Source organism: Roseimarinus sediminis, from assembly GCF_050433125.1.
GTDB lineage: Bacteria > Bacteroidota > Bacteroidia > Bacteroidales > Prolixibacteraceae > Roseimarinus > Roseimarinus sediminis.
Genome location: NZ_JBNPXV010000016.1, coordinates 39,550 through 58,560 on the forward strand (window position 1 = coordinate 39,550; position 19,011 = coordinate 58,560).

General features: G+C 43.1%; 16 protein-coding genes and 1 tRNA gene. 11 read left to right on the forward strand and 6 right to left on the reverse strand.

Translation table 11 applies throughout. The features are described from left to right. Positions 1-117 precede the first annotated feature (117 nt). Positions 118-204, reverse strand: a tRNA-Ser gene (locus FHS86_RS16765). Between the two features lie 399 nt (positions 205-603). Here FHS86_RS16765 and FHS86_RS16770 point away from each other — a divergent pair. The 3 genes from FHS86_RS16770 to FHS86_RS16780 all read left to right on the forward strand — a co-directional run bounded on the left by FHS86_RS16770 (position 604) and on the right by FHS86_RS16780 (position 2,410). Continuing rightward, positions 604-873 carry an HU family DNA-binding protein gene (locus FHS86_RS16770; RefSeq protein ID WP_429416401.1) on the forward strand — a complete coding sequence of 90 codons (270 nt, stop codon included), beginning with the start codon at positions 604-606 and terminating at the stop codon, positions 871-873. A gap of 79 nt (positions 874-952) precedes the next feature. Continuing rightward, positions 953-1,627, forward strand: a complete 675-nt coding sequence (locus FHS86_RS16775) for a TrmH family RNA methyltransferase (RefSeq protein WP_429416404.1) — start codon at positions 953-955, stop codon at positions 1,625-1,627. A 66-nt stretch (positions 1,628-1,693) separates the two neighbouring features. Next, positions 1,694-2,410 carry a LytR/AlgR family response regulator transcription factor gene (locus FHS86_RS16780; RefSeq protein ID WP_429416407.1) on the forward strand — a complete coding sequence of 239 codons (717 nt, stop codon included), beginning with the start codon at positions 1,694-1,696 and terminating at the stop codon, positions 2,408-2,410. An 18-nt stretch (positions 2,411-2,428) separates the two neighbouring features. On the opposite strand, the gene FHS86_RS16785 is transcribed toward FHS86_RS16780, so the two are convergent. Further along, on the reverse strand, positions 2,429-2,953 hold the full coding sequence (locus FHS86_RS16785) for a HEAT repeat domain-containing protein (protein WP_429416410.1): 525 nt from the start codon (positions 2,951-2,953) through the stop codon (positions 2,429-2,431). 132 nt (positions 2,954-3,085) lie between these two features. Here FHS86_RS16785 and FHS86_RS16790 point away from each other — a divergent pair, with 132 nt between their 5' ends. Beyond that, on the forward strand, positions 3,086-4,450 hold the full coding sequence (locus tag FHS86_RS16790; RefSeq protein WP_429416413.1) for an MATE family efflux transporter: 1,365 nt from the start codon (positions 3,086-3,088) through the stop codon (positions 4,448-4,450). Here FHS86_RS16790 and uvrA read toward each other — a convergent pair. Further along, complete coding sequence (uvrA, locus tag FHS86_RS16795) at positions 4,447-7,251, reverse strand: excinuclease ABC subunit UvrA (protein ID WP_429416416.1); 2,805 nt, start codon at positions 7,249-7,251, stop codon at positions 4,447-4,449. The two genes, FHS86_RS16790 and uvrA, sit on opposite strands and share 4 nt — an antisense overlap. A gap of 137 nt (positions 7,252-7,388) precedes the next feature. Here uvrA and FHS86_RS16800 point away from each other — a divergent pair, with 137 nt between their 5' ends. From FHS86_RS16800 to FHS86_RS16810, 3 genes are all read left to right on the forward strand, one after another. Continuing rightward, entirely contained in the window at positions 7,389-7,982 is a 594-nt protein-coding gene (locus tag FHS86_RS16800; RefSeq protein WP_429416419.1) for an RNA polymerase sigma factor, read from the forward strand. 493 nt (positions 7,983-8,475) lie between these two features. Further along, positions 8,476-8,685 (forward strand): zinc ribbon domain-containing protein, encoded by a 210-nt coding sequence (locus FHS86_RS16805; protein WP_429416422.1) that lies wholly within the window; start codon positions 8,476-8,478, stop codon positions 8,683-8,685. Positions 8,686-8,863: 178 nt separating this feature from the next. Next, positions 8,864-10,522 carry a diphosphate--fructose-6-phosphate 1-phosphotransferase gene (locus FHS86_RS16810; protein WP_429416425.1) on the forward strand — a complete coding sequence of 553 codons (1,659 nt, stop codon included), beginning with the start codon at positions 8,864-8,866 and terminating at the stop codon, positions 10,520-10,522. A 70-nt stretch (positions 10,523-10,592) separates the two neighbouring features. On the opposite strand, the gene FHS86_RS16815 is transcribed toward FHS86_RS16810, so the two are convergent. Both FHS86_RS16815 and mltG read right to left on the reverse strand, forming a co-directional pair. Beyond that, positions 10,593-11,648 carry a patatin-like phospholipase family protein gene (locus FHS86_RS16815; protein ID WP_429416428.1) on the reverse strand — a complete coding sequence of 352 codons (1,056 nt, stop codon included), beginning with the start codon at positions 11,646-11,648 and terminating at the stop codon, positions 10,593-10,595. A gap of 252 nt (positions 11,649-11,900) precedes the next feature. Beyond that, a complete protein-coding gene (mltG, locus tag FHS86_RS16820) occupies positions 11,901-12,962 on the reverse strand; it encodes an endolytic transglycosylase MltG (protein ID WP_429416430.1) in 1,062 nt (353 codons plus the stop codon). A 154-nt stretch (positions 12,963-13,116) separates the two neighbouring features. On the opposite strand from mltG, the gene FHS86_RS16825 reads away from it, so the two are divergent. Beyond that, positions 13,117-14,313, forward strand: coding sequence for an FprA family A-type flavoprotein (locus FHS86_RS16825; RefSeq protein WP_429416433.1), 1,197 nt, complete (start codon positions 13,117-13,119; stop codon positions 14,311-14,313). A gap of 63 nt (positions 14,314-14,376) precedes the next feature. Here the strand turns inward: FHS86_RS16825 and FHS86_RS16830 are convergent, their stop codons facing one another. Continuing rightward, complete coding sequence (locus FHS86_RS16830) at positions 14,377-15,324, reverse strand: diacylglycerol/lipid kinase family protein (RefSeq protein WP_429416436.1); 948 nt, start codon at positions 15,322-15,324, stop codon at positions 14,377-14,379. A gap of 158 nt (positions 15,325-15,482) precedes the next feature. On the opposite strand from FHS86_RS16830, the gene FHS86_RS16835 reads away from it, so the two are divergent. From FHS86_RS16835 to FHS86_RS16845, 3 genes are read left to right on the forward strand one after another with little or no spacing between them, the layout of a single operon-like run. Beyond that, positions 15,483-16,775 carry an SGNH/GDSL hydrolase family protein gene (locus FHS86_RS16835; RefSeq protein WP_429416439.1) on the forward strand — a complete coding sequence of 431 codons (1,293 nt, stop codon included), beginning with the start codon at positions 15,483-15,485 and terminating at the stop codon, positions 16,773-16,775. Then, the gene (locus FHS86_RS16840; protein WP_429416442.1) at positions 16,768-18,294 is read left to right on the forward strand and encodes an MBOAT family O-acyltransferase; all 1,527 of its coding nucleotides are present in this window, start codon (positions 16,768-16,770) and stop codon (positions 18,292-18,294) included. The genes FHS86_RS16835 and FHS86_RS16840 overlap by 8 nt, the downstream gene beginning before the upstream one ends. Positions 18,295-18,322: 28 nt before the next feature. Further along, positions 18,323-18,928, forward strand: coding sequence for a KpsF/GutQ family sugar-phosphate isomerase (locus tag FHS86_RS16845; protein ID WP_429416445.1), 606 nt, complete (start codon positions 18,323-18,325; stop codon positions 18,926-18,928). The last annotated feature ends 83 nt before the right edge of the window (positions 18,929-19,011 follow it).

The following is a 19,011-nucleotide window of genomic DNA, read 5'->3' on the forward strand; positions in this document are numbered from 1 at the left end:
CAAAACCAAAGCCAACCTTCGGTTTTGGTCTTTTTTGTTTCCCCTTCGCTTTGCAACGAGTTGCACGCTCTGTGAAAACAAAAAAGCCCCGCAACAAGTTGCAAGGCTTTGGTTTTGCGGAGAGAGAGGGATTCGAACCCCCGGACCGCTCGCACGGTCAACGGTTTTCAAGACCGCCGCATTCGACCACTCTGCCATCTCTCCTGAAATGCGATGCAAAAATAGACGTTTTTTTCAATCCCCCAAAAATTAGTCATGAATTTTAAGTGCTTTTAAATGCTCATTTTTGCCATAACGGGCTTAAATAGCTGGTCGGAAACCTCTTCCTATCCCTTCGTTCAACAAATATTTTATCAACAGTAGTTAATATCTTCATTTTCAGTGTTTGTTATTTATGTGCCAGTGCTTATTCTTTTGTAAATCAATGGGTAATGTCATGATCGACAATAGTATTATTATGAAAAATTACGACAGCTTAAGTCTGAAACCCCCTATTTTACTGAATGTTCAGCGTTTTTTTTTATTGTTAATGTTTGCAAAGCTCACTAAAAACAATATATTTGTGTGAGTTAACGTAGTTTTATAACCCTTAAATCTCAACTTATGAATAAAGCTCAATTAATTGATGCCATGGCTGCAAAGTCGGGCCTGACAAAAGCTGATGCCAAAAAATCGTTAGACGCCTTTATTGATGCTACCAGTGAAGCATTAAAAGCTGGTGACCGTGTTGCTTTGGTTGGATTTGGATCTTTCTCAGTAGCTAAAAGAAGCGCTCGTACCGGACGCAACCCTCAAACTGGTAAAGAAATTCAAATTAGCGAGAAAAACGTGGTAAAATTTAAGCCAGGAAGTGAATTATCAGAAAGCGTATAGTTTTTTTTGATGTAAAGAAATTCTGAGGGAGGACAAACAAAGGTTCTCCCTTTTTTGTACCTTTGGCTGCGCATTTATCATGGAGGAAAAACTGGTAAAATATCTTTCAAGTTATCTTACAGCGAATCGGTTTAATCTTTTTAATCAACTGGTTGAAAACCGAACGCGTTATCTTACTGTTGTACTGGAAGACATCTACCAAAGCCAGAACGCCAGTGCCGTTTTACGCACTTGTGATTGTTTTGGAATTCAGGATGTTCATGTGGTTGAAAATTACAATAAATTTGATGTAAACCCCAAGGTGGCCCTGGGAGCTTCCAAGTGGTTGTCGATCCATCACTATAAGAAAGGAGAAAACAATACCCTTGAAGCGATCAAACGACTGAAGGCCGATGGTTACCGTATTGTAGCCACCTCGCCACATGAAAATGATGTGAACCTTGAAGATTTCGATCTTGCTGCCGGGAAGTCGGCCCTCGTATTTGGTACCGAGTTAAAGGGAATTTCAGAAAGCGTGCGTGAAAATGCTGATGAGTTTCTGAAAATTCCGATGTATGGTTTTACCGAAAGTTTTAATATTTCTGTTTCAGCTGCCATCATCCTTCATTACTTAACGCATCAACTGAAGCAGAGCACGGTTGACTGGAAACTTACTGGCAGCCAGCGCAATGAAATCTTACTTGAGTGGTTGAAAAAGTCGGTCAGGGGAAGCGATCAACTGATTAGAAAGTTTGAAGCTGAAACTAACTTATAGCTTGTTAAATAGTTTTTATTTTAATGCCTAATTTAACTATATTTGAATTAAACATGACGATTCACTATGAACTGTTTGATTATTGATGACGATAAGCTGTCGAGAAAATTGCTTGAAAAGTTTGTGGAAAAAACCGATTTACTCGATCAGTATTTTTCTTTCCCAGGGGCCATCGAAGCCATGAATTTTATCCGTAAGGATGAAGAAAAGATCGATCTGATCTTTCTTGACATTGAAATGCCCGATATGAACGGTGTGGAGTTCATGCAGTCGTTGGGTGATCATCCGATACAGATCATTGTTGTTTCGTCGAAGGAAAAATATGCGCTCGATGCCATTGAATACGATGTAACCGATTATTTACTAAAGCCGGTAACTTATGTGCGTTTTTTAAAGGCTACCGAGAAAGCAGTTAATAAGTTACGCGAAGAAATGCTTCCGGCTTCAAATTCCAAGGAAGACTTTTTTATACGAAATAATGCCAGTCTTAAGCGACTGCGTTACGAAGATGTGGTTTGGATTGAAGCCCTTGAAAATTATATTGTGGTGTATACCAACGATGAACGCTATACGATTCATTTCACCATGAAAGCCATCATGGACCAATTGCCTTCGGACAAGTTCTTCCGGATTCATCGCTCATACATTGTCAATCGCAGCAAAATTGAACTGATCAAAACCAATTCGATTGAGGTCAAAACCAAAGAGGGCAAACAGTCGTTGCCCATAGGTAAATCGTATCGCGAATTATTACTGCGTGATATCAACCTGTTAAGCAAATAGTCGGGGTGCAGGAAGCATTTATTGCACCCTGATAAGCGAAGGGATAAATTGTATGGTGCTGTGCAGTAGTATTTTTCTGTCGTCGCTTGCATCGGCCAATGCTTCTTTTAGCTGATCGATGTATGCTTTTGCCGATGTTTCGGAAAGATGACCTTCCGTATTCTCTATCAGTGTATACGCCTCGAAGGCAAGCATGTAAGAGCCATTGATCAGCAAGTTGATGAAAGTGGATAAATAATTGGTGTAATCGAGTCCGTTTTCCCAACATGCTCTGACAATTTGTTCCTTGATTTCCTCTGATTTTGCATTTTCAATTGCTGAAACCAAAACGGGCACGGCATTGGTATGTTTCACTTCCGAAAGCAGACGCATTATTTTTTGTGCTACTTCACTGCTATCATTTTTCTCAAGCTGATCAAGCAACATGGGGATGTATTCGCTGTTGCCACTTTGCCCGATTTCGTCAATGGCAGCCAGTGTCTCTGCTTCAGTATTTGAATACAGTCTGCTGATTAAAGCATCGTTTACATTTTTTGTTGTCATTGTTTTCTTACTTTAGGCTGCAAAGGTAATTAACAAGGTAAACAAATACACTTTTCATCTGTTCGAATTTAGTTTTTATAGCATTGGTGGGATGTGCGATTGCATACTCACCTGGAAAAAATAAGTGAATCAATGGATCAAACACATGCGCTGGGAAATGAAAAGGTAGGATTATTAATTAAGCGTTTTTACTGGCCTGCATTTGTCAGTGTATTTGTCAGTGCGCTTTACAATATTGTCGATCGCATATTTATAGGGCAGGGGGTGGGTGCTGCTGCACTTTCGGGTTTAAGCATCATCTTTCCCATCATGCTGATCATGATGGCCTTTGGAATGTTGTTTGGTGTGGGAACAGGCGTCCAGGTGTCAATCAGTCTGGGTGAAAAAGATCAGGTAAAGGCAGAGAAAACACTGGGTAATGGTTTTTCACTCATGTTGTTGGTTTCGGTTTTTATTACCGTGCTCACCATGCTCATTAAAGATCCGCTCTTGCGTGTATTTGGGGCTTCGGATGATACCATCGGATATGCCCAGGATTACCTGATGATTATACTCCCGGGGGTTATTTTTCAGGTGGTTGGTTTTTCACTCAACAATGTAATTCGCAGCGAGGGCAATGCAAAGGTAGCCATGTATTCCATGCTCATTGGTGCAGGTATCAACATTGTGCTCGATCCAATTTTTATTTTTGTACTCGACATGGGAGTTAAAGGAGCTGCCTTTGCCACCCTCATCTCGATGATGATGATGTCGGTTTGGGTGTTGAGCCATTTTATCAGACGCCGTTCGGTGGTCGATTTACACTATAAGTACATGCGGCTTGAGTTTCCGGTGGTGAAGGCAATTGTGGCCATTGGGATGGCGCCTTTTGCCATGCAGCTGGCAGCAAGTGTGGTACATGCACTTTTTAATCTTCAGTTGGTAAGGTTTGGGAATGATATTGCCGTAGCGGCCAACGGAATACTGATGAGTGTTATGTCGATGATTTTTATGTGTGTTGTTGCCGTGAACATGGCTACTCAACCCATTATCGGTTATAATTACGGGGCAAAAAATTTCGATCGGGTAAAACAGACTTTGTTTAAAGGAATAAAAATTGCCTCGCTGATTGCCGTGGCAGGATTTATTCTGGTGGAAGTATTTCCGGGTGCCATTGTCAGGATGTTTAATAACACCGACGAGGAATTATACCATATTGGTGTCAGGGGGATTCGTATCGGACTGGCGATGACGGCACTGGTAGGATTTCAGGTAGTGGTGGGAAATTATTTCCAATCGACCGGCAAGGCACGCCTGGCCATGATCATTTCATTGTTGCGCCAGGTGATTGTGTTAACACCGCTACTGATGATTTTTCCCCGCTTTCTGGGGCTCGACGGGGTGTGGTTGTCGATGCCGGTTTCTGGTTTTGTATCGGCACTCATTGTGGCCTGGTACTTTCGCAAAGAGTTGGTACGGCTCAATGAGCTAATCGACAGTCAGGAGAAACTGCTTTAAATTAGTTTCTCCTTCAGGTATTGACCGGTGTACGATTTTTTAGTTTTGATCAGTGCTTCGGGTGTTCCTTCAAATACCAGATTTCCACCCAAATCTCCGCCTTCGGGGCCCAGATCGATCAGCCAGTCGGCCGATTTAATTACTTCCATATTATGTTCTACGATGAGCAGGGTATGGTTGCGTTCGAGCAGCGCTGAAAACGATTTTAGCAGGGTTTTTATGTCTTCAAAGTGCAGCCCGGTGGTTGGTTCGTCGAAGATGAAAAGTGTGTGTTCACTCTTTTCCTTTGCCAGAAATGAAGCCAGTTTTACTCTTTGACTTTCACCTCCCGACAAGGTGCTCGACGATTGTCCCAGCTGCACATAACCCAAACCTACATCCTGCAGTGGCTGCAGCTTCTTAATAATTTTTTGATTGTAGCTTCCTTTGTTGCTCTTAAAGAAATCAATGGCATCATCAACCGTCATTTCAAGAAGATCGTGAATATTTTTACCATGGAAATGAACTTCCAGAATGTCTTCCTTAAATCGTTTGCCTCCACAACTTTCGCACACAAGATAGATGTCGGCCATGAACTGCATCTCTACTTTAATCTGACCTTCACCCTGGCATTCGTCGCAGCGTCCTCCATCGACATTGAATGAAAAGTGGGATGGCTTTAAACCCTGTACCTTTGCACTTTGCTGACTGGCAAACAGGGCCCTTATTTCGTCGTAAGCCTTAAGGTAGGTTACCGGATTGGAGCGGGATGATTTACCAATCGGGTTTTGATCGACGAATTCAACACCATGAATCAATTGGAGATCGCCTTTGATTTTATCGTGTTTGCCGGTTCTTTCTCCATAGGCTCCAAAACGCTTGGCCAGTGCCGGATAAATGACCTGTTTTACCAGCGATGATTTACCTGATCCGCTCACACCTGTTACCACCGTCATGGCGTTGAGCGGGATCTTTAAATCGATGTTCTTCAGGTTGTTTTCGCGGACACCTGCTACTTCAATGAAATTGTTCCATTTGCGCCGTTGGTCGGGAATTTCAATTTTTTCCTTTCCTGTCAGATAGGCTGCAGTCAGACTTTTCTGATCGTTAATCAGTTCTTCCTGGCTGCCGGTAAAAATGACCTCTCCGCCATGCGTTCCGGCCCGGGGGCCTATGTCAATCAGCAGATCGGCTGCCCTGATGATTTCTTCATCGTGTTCGACCACCACAACGGTGTTGCCCAGATCGCGCAAGCGGGTCAGAACCCCAATCAGTCGTTGTGTATCGCGCGAGTGAAGCCCGATACTGGGTTCGTCGAGTATGTAAAGCGAACCGACCAGTCCGCTTCCCAATGAGGTGGCGAGATTAATCCGCTGGGATTCTCCGCCCGAAAGGCTCGATGAAAGTCGGTTGAGTGTGAGGTAACCAAGCCCCACATCGCAAAGAAATTCAAGCCGGTTATTGATTTCCTTTAGCAGTCTTGATGCAATTTTTTCTTCATGCGGAGGAAAAACCATCTTTGCAAAAAGCGGACGCAGTTCGTTGACGGGCAGCAAAACCAGCTCGTGCAGTGAAAGGCCGTTGATTTTTACATAAGCGGCTTCTTTCTTTAATCGGGACCCATTGCAGTCGGGACAAATGGTTTTGCCTCTGTAGCGGGCGAGCATTACCCTGAACTGTATTTTATAGCTTTTTTCTTCGAGGTGTTTAAAAAATGCATTAAGCCCGTCGAAATAGCGGTTGCCGGTCCAGAGTAATTTTTTTTGTTCGGGGCTCAGGTCTTCGATTGGTTTGTGTACCGGAAAATTGAAACGATCGGAATGCAGGATGAGCTGATTTTTCCATTCCGACATTTTTTCGCCACGCCAGCAAACAATGGCATCATCGTAAACCGACAGCGTTTTGTCGGGAATGACCAAGTCTTCGTCAATACCAATGACTTTTCCATAGCCCTCACATTTTGGGCAGGCACCCAGCGGGTTGTTAAAACTAAACATGTCGGGCGAAGGTTCTTCGAAGCGCATTCCATCGAGCTCGAAACAATGTGAGAAGCTTTTTGCTTCTACCTGATCATCAACAAAGACTTTGATAACGCAGTTTCCATGGCCTTCGTTAAAAGCCGACTGTACTGAATCAGACATGCGGCTGATGCTATCATCGCTGTTACTCACTGCGATGCGATCGATGACCACATTCAGCTCATCTTCATGTCCTTTCATCTTTTCGAAGGTTTCGCCCGAATCGATTTTCAACAGTTCATTATTCAGTTCAACGCGAGTAAATCCCTGTTGAAAAAGCAGACCAATTTCTTCTTCCGGTTTTCGGTGGTGATCAGTATGAAAGGGAGTAAGAACCAGCATACGCGTACCTTCGGGATAAGAAAGCAAGTAATCGACCACATCGCTCACATCGTGTTTCTTCACCTCTTTACCCGAAAGCGGTGAAATGGTTTTACCGATTCTTGCAAACAGTAATTTAAGGTAGTCGTAAATCTCGGTCGATGTACCAACAGTCGACCGGGGATTGCGTGTATTCACCTTCTGTTCAATGGCAATGGCTGGTGGTATTCCTTTGATAAAGTCGACTTCGGGTTTGTTAATTCGGCCCAGAAACTGACGGGCATACGACGAAAGACTTTCAACATAGCGACGCTGTCCCTCGGCATAAAGGGTGTCGAATGCCAGTGTCGATTTTCCTGAGCCCGATACCCCTGTAATGACCACCAGTTTGTTTCGGGGAATCTTAAGTTCGATGTTTTTGATGTTATGGAGCCGGGCTCCTTTGATGTGTATATGGTCGGTTAATGCTGTTTTTGCTGACATTTAGTACCTAATTATTTGTACGTTAATGAAAAATACTTATTTTTGAGGCAAAGTTAACATTTTGTTTCACCATTAAAACGATAGGAGATACTTATAGAAACAACTCTACCTTAAATTAACTTCAAAATAATAAGGTAATGATCGACAGAAATAACCTGAGCGATAATGAGTTGGTTCAATCGTATCTGAATGGTGATTTTACTTCACTCGAAGAGCTGATACAGCGCTACAAGGATAAGGTATACACTTATATCCTGATAACCATTAAAAATCAACACCTGGCAGAAGATATTTTTCAGGAAACCTTTATTAAGGTCATCCGATCGTTGAATCTGGGCAAATATACCGACAATGGTAAATTTGCTTCATGGGTGATGCGTATTGCCCATAATCTGATCATTGACCACTATCGTCGCGAACGCAACATGAATACTTATTCGAACGATGGTTCTGAAATTGATTTGTTCAACTCGGCCCGCTTTTCAGAAGAGAATGTGGAGGAGGTGATGATTAATGAACAAATTTTGAACGAAGTGCGTGACCTGGTTGAGGAATTGCCCGATGATCAGAAACAGGTGGTGATCATGCGCCATTATCTGGGGCTGAGTTTTAAAGAAATTGCTGATCAAACAGGGGTAAGCATCAATACGGCACTTGGTCGTATGCGTTATGCCCTGATTAATTTGCGAAAAATAATTAATAGTAAAGGAATTGAATTGACTAAGATTTAAAAAAAAAGCGGCATTCCGAATAATAAACTTTACGCAGGCACGTTACTTATTTAAACATTAAAACGATAGCGTGCCTATGAAAAAAAGTTTTACCTTAAAATTTTATTACAGCATATACCAAGCCGGAAATGAACATGGTTTAACATCTGTTCGCTTAGCGTCCGAAAATAATCAGGAAATGAAAAAAGCTCCGGAAGGATGTGTTGAATACATCATGAATTTTGCCCGTGCATACAGCGTGAAAGAAAGCCAGTCGGCAGGGAAAGTTGAAATGATGTTGAACTGAAAAAAGCAGTTTTAGCATTATGAAAGCCGGTAATCACCATGTTACCGGCTTTTATTGTGACGATTATTTTGAATGAAGCAAAGAATTAACCGGCTTTTTTGCGGATGTTACGGATGGTTTCAGCATGCTTACCGTTTTTTTTACTCCAACTTATTTTTGAGCTTGCTATACTTGTCGTAAATTCGTTTAAATTTTAAACCTTACAAGATGAACCAACAACAATTTTTATGTCCGAAGTGTGGAAACCGTGAGTATGAAGTCGATCAGATGAGGGCTACCGGTGGTGCCTTTGCAAAAATATTTGATGTACAAAACAAGAAGTTTACAACGGTGAGTTGTCGGAATTGTGGCTATACTGAGTTATACAAAGGACGAACTTCAACCATTGGCAATGTGTTCGACTTTTTTACCAGCTAGCCAATGCTAACAAATGTTTAAATTTTCTTCCTGTTCATAAGCAATTGAATGAAATCAACGCCTTGATTGTTAGTTTTATGTGCTATTTTGCTGAAAAAGTGTCAAGCGCTTATTTCGGTTGAATTGGCTCATTTAAGCATTTTGAAATAGTTTGATTATCATAAAAATTAACAAGACAATGGCTATTAGCGCATTACAAAAAGAAAGGGCCAAATATCAGCCCAAACTTCCCAAAGCCTTAAAAGGAAATGTAAAAGCAGTTAACGGTGATGCAACCCAATCGGTTGCCGATCAGGAAGAGATCAAAGCGCTTTTCCCCAATACCTATGGTTTGCCTTTGGTTACTTTCTCGGCAGACGATGCAAGTACCGGGGCATCCGGAAAAGTGCAGAATGTAGGAGTGATTCTTTCAGGAGGTCAGGCACCCGGTGGTCACAATGTTATTTCAGGCATTTTCGACGGGCTGAAGGCGCTCAATCCTGAAAACAAATTGTATGGCTTTTTAGGTGGTCCCGACGGCTTCATGAAAAATGAAGTGGTTGAGCTCACAGCTGAGATTATTGATGAATACCGCAATACCGGCGGATTCGACATCATCGGTTCAGGTCGTACCAAACTCGAAACTGAAGCCCAGTTCGACGAAGGATTACTTAATTGCAAAAAATTGAACATCAATGCTGTTGTTGTAATTGGTGGCGATGATTCAAATACCAATGCCTGTGTGCTGGCCGAATACTATGCAAAAATTGATGCCGGAGTTCAGGTAATTGGTTGTCCCAAAACCATCGATGGTGACCTTAAAAATGAAATGATCGAAACATCGTTTGGTTTCGATACGGCCTGCAAGGTATATTCCGAGCTGATCGGAAACATTATGCGCGACGCCAATTCAGCAAAAAAATACTGGCACTTTATCAAACTGATGGGGCGCTCGGCTTCACACATTGCTTTGGAATGTGCACTGCAAACCCAACCCAATATCTGTTTGATTTCGGAAGAAGTAGCTGAGAAAAAGCAAACGCTTGGCGAAATCGTCGACAACATGGCCGACGTGATTGCACGCAGGGCCGAAGACGGACATAATTTTGGGGTGGCACTGATTCCTGAAGGACTGATTGAATTCATTCCTGAAATGAAGGTGCTCATTAATGAGCTCAATGAATTACTGGCCGAAGGAACAGCAACTGCTCAGGCTTTCTCGCATGTTAAGAAATCGCACCGCGTTGATTGGGTAGCCGAAAAACTGACACCCGCTTCATCGGTTGTTTTTCGTTCATTACCCGAAGGAATTGCCACTCAGCTGACACTCGACCGTGACCCGCATGGTAACGTACAGGTATCGAAAATTGATACAGAGAAGTTGCTCATCGAAATGGTAGAGGCCGAATTGACCGAACGCAAGCTGGAAAACAAATACGCAGGCAAATTTGGTTCGCAGGACCACTTCTTTGGCTATGAAGGACGTTGTGCAGCTCCTTCGAACTTTGATGCCGATTACTGCTATTCTTTGGGTTACAATGCTTCGGCTTTGATCAACAGTGGCCTTACCGGTTACATGTCGTCGGTGCGTAACACCATTGCTCCGGCCGACGAGTGGATTGCCGGCGGTATCCCAATTACCATGATGATGAACATGGAACGCCGACACGGACACATGAAGCCGGTTATTCAAAAAGCGCTGGTTGAGCTCGATGGAAAGCCATTTACTTATTTTGCTTCGAAACGTGACGAGTGGGCGGTAAAAACCGATTTTGTATATCCCGGTCCAATTCAATACTTCGGTCCAAGCGAAGTATGCGACCGTGTTGCAGAAACCCTGAAACTCGAAAAATCGTAAATCAATACTGATCATTCAAAACAAAGGCACAGGGTAGTTTACCTTGTGCCTTTGTTTTATGAATTGCTTGCTAGCGATTTCTCCAGCTACGGATGTGGTGTATCAGTTTCCGTTTCAGGCTTACCCTTATTTTTCGCAGCGGGCTATTTTCAAATTTTCTGACATACTGATGAATGGGAATGCAAACTTTTTCAGGATGCTTTCTCGCCCAGTCACTAACAGCTTCGTATTGTTCCTGTTGAAAGTCGAAATTGAGAATCGGAAAATTCTTTTCCAGGGCTGGTATTGAAATGTAAATGTTCGAAGCAATTTTATGCTTGCGTGACCAGCGATGCAGCCGTTTAACAAAGGTGTCGAAGCCGTTTTGTGAAATCATTTCAAGGAAGAGTCTCAACACTTTAAATTCCTTCAAATCCATTTTGAAACGGTCGCTGGCAGGAATCAGTGCCTTGAGTGCATCAAAGTCTTCCTTAACCACTTCGCGCATGGGGCTAACTATGTAGATATTGTCGAAAGGTCCGTTTTGTCTGAACTCTTTTTTCAAGTGCTTTTCAAACCGTTTGAAAGAGCCCCCGATTCCGCCATCGGCAAAGTTTCCATTCAGAAATTTTTGATTTTTGGGATTGTTATTAACTATTGGCTGATCAGGAAAAATAAGAGGAATGGCCGTGGTAGCCATCAGCAAGGGCAAGAGTTTACTTTCGTTGTGATGTTTGTTTCGGTTGTGCACCCAAATGGTGCTTAGTCGCCTGTACGAAAAGGCCAGAATGTAAGTGTTAAAGCGGCATTGATCAAAGTTCTTCATTCCTGCTTTATCCAAAAATCCATTCAACATATTTCGCAGCGGGGTGGTGTTGAAAGGAAGTGTTTTTCCGGTATTCAGCACATCGGCCGTTTTTGCTTTGAAAAGCAAATCTTCTTTAAAATGCTTATCCCACGAAAGTGGCTGCTCAGTTCTGAAGCAGGCGTTGATTGCAGCAATGTTTAAGGCACCAGAACTGAAACCTGCCAGCATGGTATTTTCCTGATCGATGTTCAGCTGCCTGTGTTCAATCAGCTGGTCGATGAGTGCTACTTCCTGCGAAATTCGTGCCGCCGCGCCGGTTAGTAATAGTGCATTTCTCATAGGGTAAAGCTAAATTTTTCGTGGTCAAAATTACAACATTTTAAAAGCGAATCCTATTCCTGCAAGTCCGTTGATGGAGTAGAGCGGAACATGTGCTTTTCCATCAACAACCGGGACGACAGAAGCGCTGGCAAGCAGTTTGCCCTTGGCCGGCAGAAAGAAATGTTTCCCAATTTGGCATTCAACATAGTAATAAAGAGGCAAAGGAAAGCGGTAAAAGGAAGGATGATCGCAAAGGAGAAACGAAAGACTTTATTTCCAGATTTTATTTCGGTTAAGTGCCTGGCGGTAACGGGCTGCATTTCGGTTGTGTTCACTTAGTGTACGGGTAAAATGATGATAGCCCGAAAAGTCCTCGCGGGCACACATGTACAGATAATTGTGTTCTTTGGCATTTAAAACGGCATCGATCGATGTAATTTCGGGGAAGTTGATGGGGCCGGGAGGAAGCCCCGCATATTTGTAGGTATTGTAGGGTGAATCGCTTTCGAGCATCGCGTTGGTGATGCGTCGTACCGTAAAATCGCCGATGGCAAATTTGATGGTCGGATCGGCCTGAAGGAGCATTCCCCTTTTTAAGCGATTCAGATACAGGCCGGCAATGATGGGGCGCTCTTCAGCTTTAACACTCTCTTCCTGTACGATTGAAGCCAGGGTGCTTACTTCGACCGGCGTCAGACCCAATTCTTCCGCTTTTTTTTTTCGGCTGTCGTTCCAAAAACGCTGGTATTCCTTGTGCATGCGTTCAACAAATTGTTCCGGGCTGCTGGTCCAGTAAAATTCATAAGTGTTGGGTATGAACATGGCCCTGAAATTTTCATGCCCGAAAGGGTAATCGTTGCTTTGCTCTTCGCTGGTGAAAGCGGCAAGCAATTGCATGGAATCGGCTTCGAAATAGGGATTTAATTTACCGGCCAGTTCTTCAAAGGTTCGTACATTGTTAAAAGTAACATCGACCGGATCCTGAAGGCCACCACGCAACACGTTCACCACCTGGTTGGTGTTCCATCCTTTTTTGAGTTCGTATTTGCCGGGTTTTATGTTCTTTTTGTATTCCTTTTTCTTCGAAACCCAGCTGAATGCTTTCATGTTATTGAGGAGATCCTGTTCAATCAGCAGGGCTTCCACATCTTCGAAGCTTGCATCGGAGGGAATGTAAATTACCGCATCTTTTTTAACATTTTCCTTAAAAATGTATCCAAACAATTCAAAGGCACGCACGCCTGCTACCAGCAGCAAAAGTGCAAAAACGATCATCGACCATTTGCCGATTTTTGGAAATAGCAATGCGCGGGTTTTTTTGTCAATCGCCATATTTCATTCTTTTTTGCAAAAATAAACTTTTGCCACGTGTACTGCCGAACATTTGGTGAAAATATTGTTAAAATGGCCAGATCGTTCAGGAGGGAACAGGCTTTCTCCCTTAAAACACTTAAATTTGCAGGCGTTAAATTTTAAACCACGAGCTATGCATAAGGTTCACCTTGCCGATAACATTTTCTATCTGGGCGTTAATGATCGTCGTACCAGTTTGTTTGAGAATTTCTGGCCGCTGCCCTACGGGGTAACGTACAATTCTTATCTCATTGTCGACGATAAAGTTTGCCTGATCGATACTGTTGATCGCAAATTTACTGACGATTATTTTGAAAAACTGGATGAGCTGCTGGGCGACCGGGCGGTCGATTATGTGGTAATTAACCATGTAGAGCCCGATCATTCGGGTTCACTCTCCGCATTGAAGATGAAATATCCCGAAATTACCATCGTTGGAAACAAGAAAACATTTCCAATGCTTGAAAATTTTTACGGAATCACCGAAAATACCCTGGTGGTAGCCGATGGAGATGAACTCGATTTGGGGAAACATCAGCTCAGCTTTCATACCATTCCGATGGTACACTGGCCCGAAAGCATGGTGACTTATGAACGCAGTCAGCAAATACTTTTCTCGAACGACGCCTTTGGTAGCTTTGGCACACTCGACGGCGGCATTTTCGACGATGAACTGAATCTTTCGTTTTACGAAGAAGAAGCCATGCGTTACTTCACCAACATTGTTGGTAAGTATTGCCCGCACACCCAGCGTGCGCTGGTGAAACTCGAAGGACTCGAAATAAAGCAGATTGCTCCTTCGCATGGTCCCATCTGGCGGAGCCACCTTGCTTACATTATGGAAAAATACCAGCAATGGAGCAGCTATATCACCGAAAAAGGGGTGGTCATTATTTTTGGATCGATGTATGGAAATACCGAAAAAATGGCCGATGTCATTGCCCGTCAGCTGGCAGTGCGAGGTATTAAGAACATTCGGATTTACGATGCTTCAAAAACCCATGTGTCGCATATCATCAGCGATGTGTTTAAATACAAGGGAGTGATTGTTGGAAGCTGTGCCTACAATAATGAAATGTTTCCCAGTGTTGAAGCTGCTGTGAACGAATTGGTGCACAAAGGAATAAAAGATCACTTTCTGGGTGTTTTTGGATCGTACAGCTGGAATGGCGGAGGCGTGAAAAACCTGGAAAAATTCTCCGAGGAAATTAAATGGGAAGTAGTCAATCCGTCGGTTGAAGAAAAGGGGGCATTGAAAAAAGACAAATACGAAGAGGCGGTTCTATTGGCCAATTCAATGGCCGACCGGCTCGATGCATTTTTTAAATAGCAAAGAAAATTGCGTTTTACACCAGGGGGTGAAGTTTTGTAGCTTCACCCCTTGTTTGTTATCTTATTCACGAAAGTGAGAAATGAGTCGCAACTGATTGGGAATAATTGAAACATGCAGGGGGTGTAGTCCAAGAAATTCTCCATCGGCTTCGGTATAAACCGGGCTCGAGACTTCTATCTTCATGTCCTGAACCTGATAAAAGTCGAAGTATTTGATTTGATCGACCTTGCCTCCAAACAATTTGGGCAGACTGACAATCAGTTTTTGCCTGGTGATTTTACAAGCCAGGGTCACATCGAGCAAACCATCGTCGGGTACAGCATGTGGCAGCAACCTGAAACCACCTCCCTTGTACTGGCAAACTCCTATGGTGAGGTTGTAAATTTTGCTGTCGATGATCTGGTCGTCGAGATGAATGAGTGAACTGACATTTCTGTGGGCAAACAACGATCGTATCAATCCCTTCATGTAATCACTCTTGCGTGATTTTCCCTTTATTTTACCGGGAAGATTGTATTTTACAACGCGGGCATCGAAGCCAATGCCGACCGAATTAACAAAATACCGGGTTTCAGGCTTTTCATTTCCATTCTGATAAGTAATCTGTCCCACATCCTGGGTAATGGTGTTTCCGGCTTTGATTTGTGCAATGGCCTCCTTGTAGTTGTTTGAAATATTGTGTGTTTTGATCCAGTCGTTGCCCGTTCCGACTGAAATCATACCCAATAATATTTCTGTAGGAGGAAGCTCTTTTTGCTGCATGATACCATTAACCACTTCATGCAGGGTGCCATCGCCACCAATGGCTATAATTTTTCGATAACCCTTTTCAATGTTCTTTTGCACCAGATCAACAGCGTGACCTGCGTAACGGGTTTTAACGGTATCGAAGAGAAAGTCCTGCTTTTTTAGTTCTTTTTTTATCGAAGGCCAAATGCTTTGAGCCTGTTGCCCTCCGGCATTTGGATTCAAAACAACCAGCCATTTCTTTCTTATTCTGCTTTCCATGGTGCTAAATTGGTCTGCAAATTAGACAAATCGTTTTAAAAAATGATTTTTCCGGTAGCTGCTTTTCGACATCTGTCCGTTAAAAATGCTAAAATTGAAAGAAGTAGCATCGATCGCAATGCAGCATTATTTTTTGTAAATTGGCGCAAACTAAGCCAATGAGTCCTTTTAGAATAGCTGGTTTCCTTGTTTCACTTTTGTTGCTTGTTTTTCTTTTTAACGAGCGGGAGAGTTTCAACTCGTTATTTTCAGAAAATATGACTGAATTGCCTGAAAGTTTTAAAACTGATCATTCAGCCGATTCGTTGTTCACTACAGAGTTGACTGAAAATACAAAGAACAAGGACGATTCATTACAAAAGCCTGATGCAAATCCCGTTATGGCCAATGAGCAGGCTCTCACCACATTCTTTACAAAACTGGGTACAACACACGATACACTGGTTCGGATTGTTTATTATGGAGATTCACAAATTGAAAGAGATTTCATCACCCATACTTTCAGGAAAAAACTGCAGCATCATTTTGGAGGAGCCGGACCGGGTTATGTGCCTGCCGGCATGTATTTTAATAAAGCCGAAGGGGTAGATATCGTCAGTAATGATTTTGAAAGTCACTCACTCTCTTATCAAAACGGAAACGATAATTTTGCTTTGTATGGAAGATATTTCGTGGCAACAGGCAATCGGGTCCGTTTAAAAATTAAAAACAGGAAGGCAGAAAATTTCCGTTGTCTGAAGCTTTTCTATCATGGAAATGGAAAGCTGAATATACAGGACGATGAAGATGGCCCGGTTTTTTTTACGCTGAACGACTCTCTGGACAATTTATTTACTAACTGTTTCGGCGCCAGTCCAGGCACCCTGCGTCTGTCCATCGAAAGCGATTCGTCGTTCCTTATTGACGGACTTCTACTGGATCCCATCAAGGGGCTTGTTGTTGATCAGGTGGCTTTCAGGGGAAATCTGAATTTGATGGCCCATAAAATCAATGGCGACAGGTATTTGAATATGGCCCATAAGATGAATATCGGGCTTTTTATACTTCATTTTGGTTTAAATGCCATTCCTGATCAAAGGAGCAGTTACAGCGCTTATCAAAAAGCACTTGAGCGGGATATTTCGCTGTTGAAATTGTGGGTTCCCGATGCTTCGGTGCTTGTTATCGGTGCATCGGACATGGCCTATCGGTTCGAAGGAGAACTGAAGCCCTATCCAAACATTGATGCGCTGATCGAAGCGCAGCGGAAGGCGGCTTTCAGTCAGGGGGCTGCGTTTTGGGATATGCGGGCAGCCATGGGAGGTAAAGGGTCCATTGTTCAATGGGTTGAAGCACAACAGGCCCGATCGGATTATGCCCATTTGACCCAAAAGGGAGGCGAAATAATTGGGGAGCACTTGTACCTCGATTTGATGAAAGCATATAATCAATACCTTGAGCACGATGATTGAAGATTTGGCACAATATTTTAGTCAATGGCTCAGTTACCAGTCTGGTTCGCCATGGCTGTTCACCAGAATTGAATTTTGGGTGTTTCTGGCACTGGTGCTTGTTGTTTATACTTTTTTTTATCAAAAGGTGCGCAGTCGCAACATTTATCTTCTGATCATTAGTTTGTTTTTTTATTACAAAACAGGAGGTTGGTTTACATCGCTGCTTATTTTTTCCTGCATCAGTAATTACTTGCTGGGAAACAGGGTGGGGCTTGCACTGAAAAAACGATCGAAGCAAGTGTGGCTTGCACTTGGGATCACCATGAACCTGGCTTTGCTGGCGTATTTTAAATATGCCTATTTTTTTACTGCTTTGCTCAACCGAATGGCCAATGATGAGTTTGAAACCTATAACTGGCTGGCACAGGTGTGTAACAGGATTTCGCATACATCCATCGATACTTCAGAAATAATTCTTCCAGTTGGTATTTCCTTTTTTACTTTTCAGGCCATCAGTTACCTGGTTGATGTTTACCGAAAAGACACCCGGGTGGTTCACAATATCTTTGATTTCAGCTTCTACCTATCCTTTTTTCCCCAACTGGTTGCAGGTCCAATTGTTCGTGCTTCGGGCTTTGTGCCACAGCTTTACCGGGCGGTAAAAATTACCCGCGAGGAGTTTGGACATGCAGTGTATCTAATACTAAGCGGTTTGCTGAAGAAAATAATCTTGGCTGATTATTTGGCCGTTCAATTCATCGATCGTGTTTTTGACAGTCCGGCCAGTTATTCCGGTGCCGAAAACCTGATGGCTGTTTATGGCTATGCCTTGCAGATTTTTGGCGACTTTTCGGGTTACACCGACTTGGCGATAGGTATTGCACTTTTGTTGGGCTTTAAGTTGCCGCTTAACTTTAACGCTCCCTACAAGGCACTTTCGATGACTGATTTCTGGCATCGCTGGCACATCAGTCTTTCAACCTGGCTGCGCGATTATTTGTACATCCCGCTGGGCGGTAACAGACGAGGCAAATTCAGAACCTACCTGAATCTGATGCTCACCATGGCGCTGGGCGGTTTGTGGCACGGTGCCAATCTGCGCTTTTTGATGTGGGGAATCTTTCATGGATTTCTGCTGGCCGGTGAAAAACTGTTTTTGCCCTTGCGAAAAAGAATACCAACTACCCGGCTGGCAAGGTTCTTCTCTATTCTGCTTACCTTCCATCTGGTTGGAGCGGGGTGGATCCTTTTCAGAGCACCTTCAACAGAGCATGTGCGGCTCATGATCCTGCAAATCGTTCATGTCTTCCATTGGAAAAACTTCGTCGACATGGCTCAACACTATCCTTTAATTGTGGCCGTTATGTTTAGCGGATTGGCCATTCACTGGTTCCCTTCGATGTGGCACGAAAATTTCAGGGGCTGGTTCATTCGTCAATCAATTTGGGTGAAAGCCGTTTTGGTGCTGATCGTTTTATATATATTGCATCTTTTTAGGGTGGCCGATTTGCAGCCTTTTATCTATTTTCGTTTTTAATTCTATAAGTCAATTAAATATAAATTGAATGTTGTCATCTATTAGAACAATTTTTGAACAGGAGGCTGAAGCAATCAGAAATATTCCTGTTGATGAAAACTTTGAACAGGCCATTGCGGTAATACATGAGCATGTGCATCAAAAAGGCGGAAAACTGGTTGTTACCGGAATGGGAAAAGCAGGGCAAATTGCCGAAAACATTGCTACGACCTTCAGCTCAACCGGAACGCCTGCAATTTACCTGCATCCCAGCAATGCCCAACACGGCGACTTGGGGGTGCTGGCTGTAAACGATGTGATGCTGCTTTTGTCCAATTCGGGGAAAACGCGGGAAATCATCGAGTTGGTAATGCTTAGTAAGCGGCTTTATCCGCAAATTCCAATGCTGGTAATTACCGGTAATTGTGAGGGTGAACTTCCACGGCTTTCTAAAGTATGTTTGTTTACCGGGAATCCGCCTGAAGTTTGTCCGCTGGGCCTTACGCCAAGTACCTCTACCACTGTTATGACCGTAATGGGTGATGCTTTGGTGGTATCGATGATGATAAAAATTGGCTTTACCAGTGCCGATTATGCAAAGCGTCATCATGGAGGCTATCTTGGAGAAAAATCGCGCGAACAATCTTCCCTGTAGTTTATATTTTTATTAACTATGAACACAAGTCAGCAAATGGTGCTGAAAGCAAAAGCTAAAAACTGATTTTTGTTGAAACCAAT